Annotated in this window: 6 protein-coding genes; 4 read left to right on the top strand and 2 right to left on the bottom strand. The window is 32.5% G+C overall.

Translation table 11 applies throughout. The features are described from left to right. Positions 1-1,104 (top strand): alanine/glycine:cation symporter family protein (locus MR593_RS08235; RefSeq protein ID WP_290691774.1); only part of this gene is annotated, 1,104 nt, incomplete at its 5' end. A 169-nt stretch (positions 1,105-1,273) separates the two neighbouring features. Beyond that, the gene (ytvI, locus tag MR593_RS08230) at positions 1,274-2,359 is read left to right on the top strand and encodes a sporulation integral membrane protein YtvI (protein WP_290691772.1); all 1,086 of its coding nucleotides are present in this window, start codon (positions 1,274-1,276) and stop codon (positions 2,357-2,359) included. 437 nt (positions 2,360-2,796) lie between these two features. On the opposite strand, the gene lipA is transcribed toward ytvI, so the two are convergent. Then, positions 2,797-3,693 (bottom strand): lipoyl synthase, encoded by an 897-nt coding sequence (gene lipA / locus MR593_RS08225; RefSeq protein ID WP_290691770.1) that lies wholly within the window; start codon positions 3,691-3,693, stop codon positions 2,797-2,799. Positions 3,694-3,811: 118 nt separating this feature from the next. Further along, a complete protein-coding gene (locus MR593_RS08220) occupies positions 3,812-4,696 on the bottom strand; it encodes a DMT family transporter (RefSeq protein WP_290691768.1) in 885 nt (294 codons plus the stop codon). 119 nt (positions 4,697-4,815) lie between these two features. Here MR593_RS08220 and MR593_RS08215 point away from each other — a divergent pair, with 119 nt between their 5' ends. Then, the gene (locus tag MR593_RS08215; protein WP_290691766.1) at positions 4,816-5,691 is read left to right on the top strand and encodes a LysR family transcriptional regulator; all 876 of its coding nucleotides are present in this window, start codon (positions 4,816-4,818) and stop codon (positions 5,689-5,691) included. 124 nt (positions 5,692-5,815) lie between these two features. Continuing rightward, on the top strand, positions 5,816-6,393 hold a 578-nt coding region (locus tag MR593_RS08210), incomplete at its 3' end, for a DUF5052 family protein (RefSeq protein WP_290691765.1).

The following is a 6,393-nucleotide window of genomic DNA, read 5'->3' as shown; positions in this document are numbered from 1 at the left end:
GCATCAAGTTTTGTAGAAAGTACGCTTGCACAAATCTATAAAATCAAAGACGGAACAGCATTTAGAGGTGGCCCTGCTTACTATATGGAACAAGGGTTAAACAAGAGATGGATGGCTGTATTATTCTCAGTTCTTATAACTCTTTGCTTCCCATTTGTTTTCAATGCAGTTCAAGCAAACACAATGTCACTTGCATTTAACAGTGCTTTCGGTGTGCCTAAGCTTGCTATGGGTATAGTTTTATGCGTATTAACTGCTGCTGTTATATTCGGTGGAGTTCACAGAGTTGCTAAGGTTTCTGAAGTAATAGTTCCAATATTCGCCGTAGCTTACATATTAATTGCACTATTTGTAGTCGCTAAAAACATAACTTTAATGCCACAAGTATTCGGTGCAATATTTAGTAGTGCGTTTAACTTCAGAGAATTCGCTGCTGGTACATTTACTGGTATGATATTAGTTGGTGTAAAAAGAGGTCTATTCTCTAATGAAGCTGGTATGGGTTCTGCTCCTAATGCAGCTGCAACAGCTAATACTTCTCACCCAGTAAAACAAGGTTTAATACAATCTCTTGGTGTTTTCACAGATACTATAATAATCTGTAGCTGTACTGCATTTATGGTTCTTCTATACACTCAATTTTCAAAAACATCTGGAGCAACTGGTATAGAATTAGCTCAAGAAGCACTAAGCTACCATATAGGATCTTTCGGATATATGTTTATAGCAGTTTGTATCTTCTTATTTGCATTCAGTTCAATAGTTGGAAACTACTACTATGGACAATCTAATATAGAATTTATATTCGGCGAAAACAAAAATGTTATGTTCGCATTTAGATGTATAGTTGTATGCATGGTTATGTTCGGTTCTCTAACTCAAGTAGAAATAGTTTGGAACTTAGCCGATGTAATAATGGCTCTTATGGCTATAGTAAACTTAGTTGCAATAGCACTTCTTGGTAAGTTTGCTTTCAGAGCTTTAGACGACTATACTAGACAAAGAAAAGCTGGAATTAAAAATCCTACATTCGACCCTGCTAATATAGAAGGATTAGGAAAAGTTGAATGCTGGGGAAATGATAAAGACAGTAAAGCTATATAATTTATGTAGATTTTATTTTGGAAATTAAAGGTGGTTATACTTAATAGGTATAGCCGCCTTTTTATTTTTATTAAAAAATTGAAATAAATTTGTTAAATATTTTTAAATAAATTGCGCGGATAAATCATATATAATTAAGATAATTTATTTTAGTTATTTGGAGGGTAAAATGGATAGTGATTTAAAGCTACAGAAACAGAAGGAATTTTTGATAAAATTCTGTTATTTTGGAGTAATTACTGCGAGTGTAATTTTAATAATTAAGTTTTTAGGTCCGATACTGACACCTTTTATAATCGCATTTTTAATAGCTGCGATTTTAAATGCGCCTATTAAGCTGTGCTGTGAAAAACTACATTTGAGAAGAGGTCTAATTTCTATAGTATTTGTGCTTTTGTTTTATGCTGTTGCATCGTTTATAGTAATTATGGTCGGTGCAAAGCTCGTCGTGATTTTACAGGATTTATTCGTATCGTTGCCTTATTTCTTTACAACTAATTTTGAGCCTCTTATAAGAGATACATTTTCTCATGTTGAAAAGCTATTTCTTTCTTTAGATCCTAATTTAATCTCAGCACTTGAAGAGAGCTCCTCTACTTTGTTAAACGCACTAGGTGATTTTGTAAGTAAATTTTCAACAGCCGTTGTATCTTATGTTTCCGGCTTTGCTACGTCTATTCCAGGAATTTTTGTAAAAACTATAATAACTATAATCGTAACATTCTTCATGACTATCGATTTTGAAAAAATCACAAGTTTTATAAAAAGACAGCTCCCAAAGTCTGCTTCAAATTCTATTGGAGAGGTCAAAAAATACATAACTACTACTCTATTTAAATGTGTATTATCTTACATGCTTATATTGATGATGACTTTCGCTGAAATCGCAATCGGTCTTAGCATAATAGGAATATCTAATGCTGTGCTTATAGCTATGGTAATAGCTGTGTTTGATATTTTGCCAGTGCTTGGAACAGGTGGGATAATGATACCTTGGGCTATAATTTCATTTGCTTATGGGAATTATAAAATAGGTTTTGGAATTGCTCTGCTTTATGTGATAGTTACTATTATCAGAAATATCGTCGAGCCGAAATTGGTTGGACAGCAGGTGGGGCTTCATCCTGTAGTGACTCTTATTAGTATGTTTGTGGGACTTCATTTCTTGGGATTTATAGGAATGCTCGGTCTTCCGATTACTATTTCGGTTGTTAAGAACTTGAATGATAAGGGTGTAATTAAAATATTTAAATAATAGAAAACTCCAGTCACAATTTTAGGCTGGAGTTTTCTAAACCCAAAAAGCAATAAACAGCATACTTAATCCTCCACCAAAAGCATTGTGAATATATTTAACAACTTTGTGATGCAAGTTTAGTTGTATTTTTATAATTTCTTTAGTAATATAAAAGCCTTTTTATTTGAAATTTGTGGATCTAATGATAATTTATTTATTTAAGTATTTTTAATTTAGTAAAATATATTTAAGTTTTTATGTGAAGCCATTTTAACTTAATGAAATGCTAATTACAGTAAGTAACTTTGTTTGAGCAATTATACCATTATCACAAAGTTGTTAAATATAATTACAATAGTTAGAGTAGTTATATATCTTAAATGGGCAAACAAAAAGTGGCATATTGAATTGCTGTCTACGTATATCATGTCATTTTCTCCTTAAAATATACAAATTTATTTTTGCACTTTTGATTTTTCAATATGTGCTTCTAGAGCTTCTGCTGCCTTGTATGAGCTTCTAACTAGAGGGCTACTTGCTATAAATTTAAAGCCTTTTTCTTCCCCTACTCTCTTGTATTCGTCGAATTTTTCTAGGCTCACATATTCTTCTACATCTACGTGCTTTCTAGTTGGTTGTAAGTATTGTCCGATTGTGAATATGTCGCAATCCACTGCTAGAACATCGTCCATTAATTTATATACTTCTTCGTCTGTTTCGCCAAGACCTACCATTATTCCTGTTTTTGTAAGTATATCTGGTGCGTTTTCTTTTACATATTTTAATACGAATAATGATCTCTCGTACTCAGCTTCTGGTCTTACTTTTTCATATAATCTCTTCACAGTTTCCATGTTGTGATTTATCACGTCTGGTTTTGCTGCGATAACTATATCTAAATTCTTAGGCTCACCCTTTAAATCAGGTATTAAAACCTCGATTGTTGTGTCCGGATTTAATCTTCTAATTTCTGTGATAGTTTTGGCAAAATGGTTTGCTCCACCATCTTCTAGGTCGTCTCTTGTAACACTAGTCACTACGACGTGTTTTAGGTTTAATTTTTTAGCAGATTCTGCTACTCTAAGAGGCTCGTTTTCATCTAATTTTGTAGGAACTCCATTTGTAACATTGCAGAATTTGCAGTTTCTAGAGCATTGGTTACCCATTATCATATAAGTAACTGTACGTTTTTTGTAGCATTCACCTCTGTTAGGGCAATTTGCTTCCTTGCAAACAGTATGTAAAGCGTTATCCTCCATCATTTTCGCTACTTCACCTACACCGCTGTCGTAGCTAACTTTAAACCAATCTGGTTTTTCAATCTCTTTTTCTTTTCCATTGTTTTCCTCCAATTATATAAAAATAACCTGCTAATTTAAATTATAGTGTTTGTGAAGTACATATTCAATAAAATAGTTTTTTATTTGATATAAAAAATATTTGAAAGTAAAAATATTTTTTTATAAATAGTTATTTTAATATTATTTTTCTGTTTTTTGCAAATAATAAATCACAACACTCTACAAATATAGCTCCACAAATAATCATCACAGCACCTATAATTTGAGGCAAACTCATAACTTCGCCTAGTATCAATACTGAAAATACAACTGCAGATAACGGTTCTAAATAACCACATACGGCAACTGTCTGTACTGGCAGCTCACAAATCGATGAAAAATAAAGATAACACCCTATCGCCGTATTAACTGAACCTAGGATGAAAATTGGTATCCAGCTAGAAGCAGGAACATCTATCACAAATCTCTGTTTAATTCCAATAAATACTGCAACTACTACAAATCCCGCAACAAGCTGTATTGTAGAATTTTCTAACCCGACTATGTCTTTTGCTTGTTTGTTAAATATAATCATCAACGAATACATTAACGCCGCCATAGTTCCACAGAACAGCCCAAATTTAATATTTCCTCCATGTGATATTTGACCGTTGACAAGAAAAACACCACAAAATACGGTAATAAATCCTAAAATCTTAGGTAAAGTCAGCTTCTCTTTAAATAAAATCGGTGAAACAATCATCACTATTATCGGTCCACAATAAAATACAAGTGAAGCAATACTGACACCTATTTGCTTATAAGCCTCGTATACAAACATCCAACTAAGCCCCATCGCAATCCCAGATAGTACTACGAAAAATGTATGTTTTTTATATTTTTTAAAAGAAACCTCTCTCCTAGAAAATATAAATACAGATATCAACAACAGACTCCCAATCAAAGTTCTAAAAAACACAATTTCATAGCTTGAAAGTGCTATATAACTTGCAACAATACCATTTGATCCAAACAAAAGCAGTGAAAAAATATACTTAAAATATGCTCGCTTCATAATCTCCTCTCCTTTTCTTGTAATTTTTATATTTTAAGTGTATCATATCCTTAAATATTATAAAAACGAATATTTATCATATATACTATTACAAAATCAGATATAAAGGAGGAGACATCGTGGATACAAATATTCAAAAATACCTTGCATTTTTAAAAACAGTAGAATTAAAGAGCTTTTCCAAATCAGCACAGGCGCTATCGTATTCTCAATCAGGCATCAGCAGGATGGTAAGCGACCTCGAGAAGGAGTGGAATATTTCACTTTTAGAAAGAGGTAAAAACGGCGTTACTCTCACATCAGATGGACTAAAAATTTTGCCATATGTAAAAAATGTATGTGAAGAATATCAAAAGCTACAAATGCAGATAGACGAGTTAAATGGTTTGCAATCAGGTATTATTCGTATAGGAACGTTTTCAAGTGTGGCTACACATTGGCTGCCAAATATTATCAAGGAATTTCAAAAAGATTACCCTAACATAGAATACGAATTGCTTTTAGGCGATTATACAGAAATAGAAAAATGGCTATTAGAAGGCAGGGTCGACTGCGGATTTTTGTGCCTTCCGACAAACCCCAAATTAGAAGCTACTTTTTTAGAAAAAGACAGACTTCTAGCAGTTATTCCAGAAGATCACCCCTTAGCAGGTCAAAAGTACTTCCCTGTTAAAGATCTTTGCAATTATCCATTTATGCTACTTGAAAAAGGTGAAAAAGCGGAAATAGCAGAAATATTTGAGCGACATAATTTGACTCCTAATGTACACTTTACTACATGGGATGACTACGCAGTTATGTCTATGGTCGAAAGCGGATTGGGAATTAGCATACTTCCAGAGCTTATTTTAAAGCGCATACCTTATAAAATTTTAGCGAAGGAATTAGATGTGCCTGCATCTCGAGATATCGGTTTTGTTGTAAAAAATCATAAAACTGCATCTGTGGCAGTGAAGAAATTTGTAGAGTATCTACAATATAGAAATCAGATATAATTCTATACGAATATGTAATTTATTGCTATTGCCAATCAATAACGGATATCTTAAACTTAATAGCAAGGGGGGATAATAAAAAATGAAGAAAAATGTAAAAAAAATTGTATGTGTAGTAATGTGTATGATGTTCGTATTTAGTATTACTGGATGTGCAAAATTAAATTCAAAAATCAACGATATTAAAGGCAATTTAACAGGAAATGGATATACCATTCACACTTATGACAATTATGGGAAGTTAGTCCTAACAACAAGCGGCGAAAAAATCAACATAAAAGGTAATGCAGTTGAAACGACTAATTATGATAGCAATGGAGATGTCATCACTGGCTATGAGATGTCGTCTGTCATAACTATTAACATCGATGGAAATCAAATTCAAAGCTGTGGAGATACTTGTATATTTGAGCAAAAAGGGCTAAAACCAGCTGTAGATTTTACAAAAGAAGAAATCAATAGTACTTCAAATAAAGTTATTTCCGATAATACTTATGTATCAAATATTGTCAATAAATACAAAAATATGTTTGGAAAATCAAGAGTTGTAGTTATTAAATCTCAGCTTGGTCAACCAATTACTGCTTATTCTGGAGATGAAGTTTATTGGGAAATTCCAAAAAATCTTCCAAAGATGACAAAATTAATGATTGATGGAAAAGCTCTTTATATTCACAGGGCTAATTTTCAAATTATCGATAC

The sequence above is a fragment of the Intestinibacter sp. genome (assembly GCF_022780145.1).
Taxonomy (GTDB): Bacteria; Bacillota; Clostridia; order Peptostreptococcales; family Peptostreptococcaceae; genus Intestinibacter.
The sequence above is the reverse complement of the archived record's forward strand: the minus strand, read 5'-3'. Positions and strand labels throughout refer to the sequence as shown.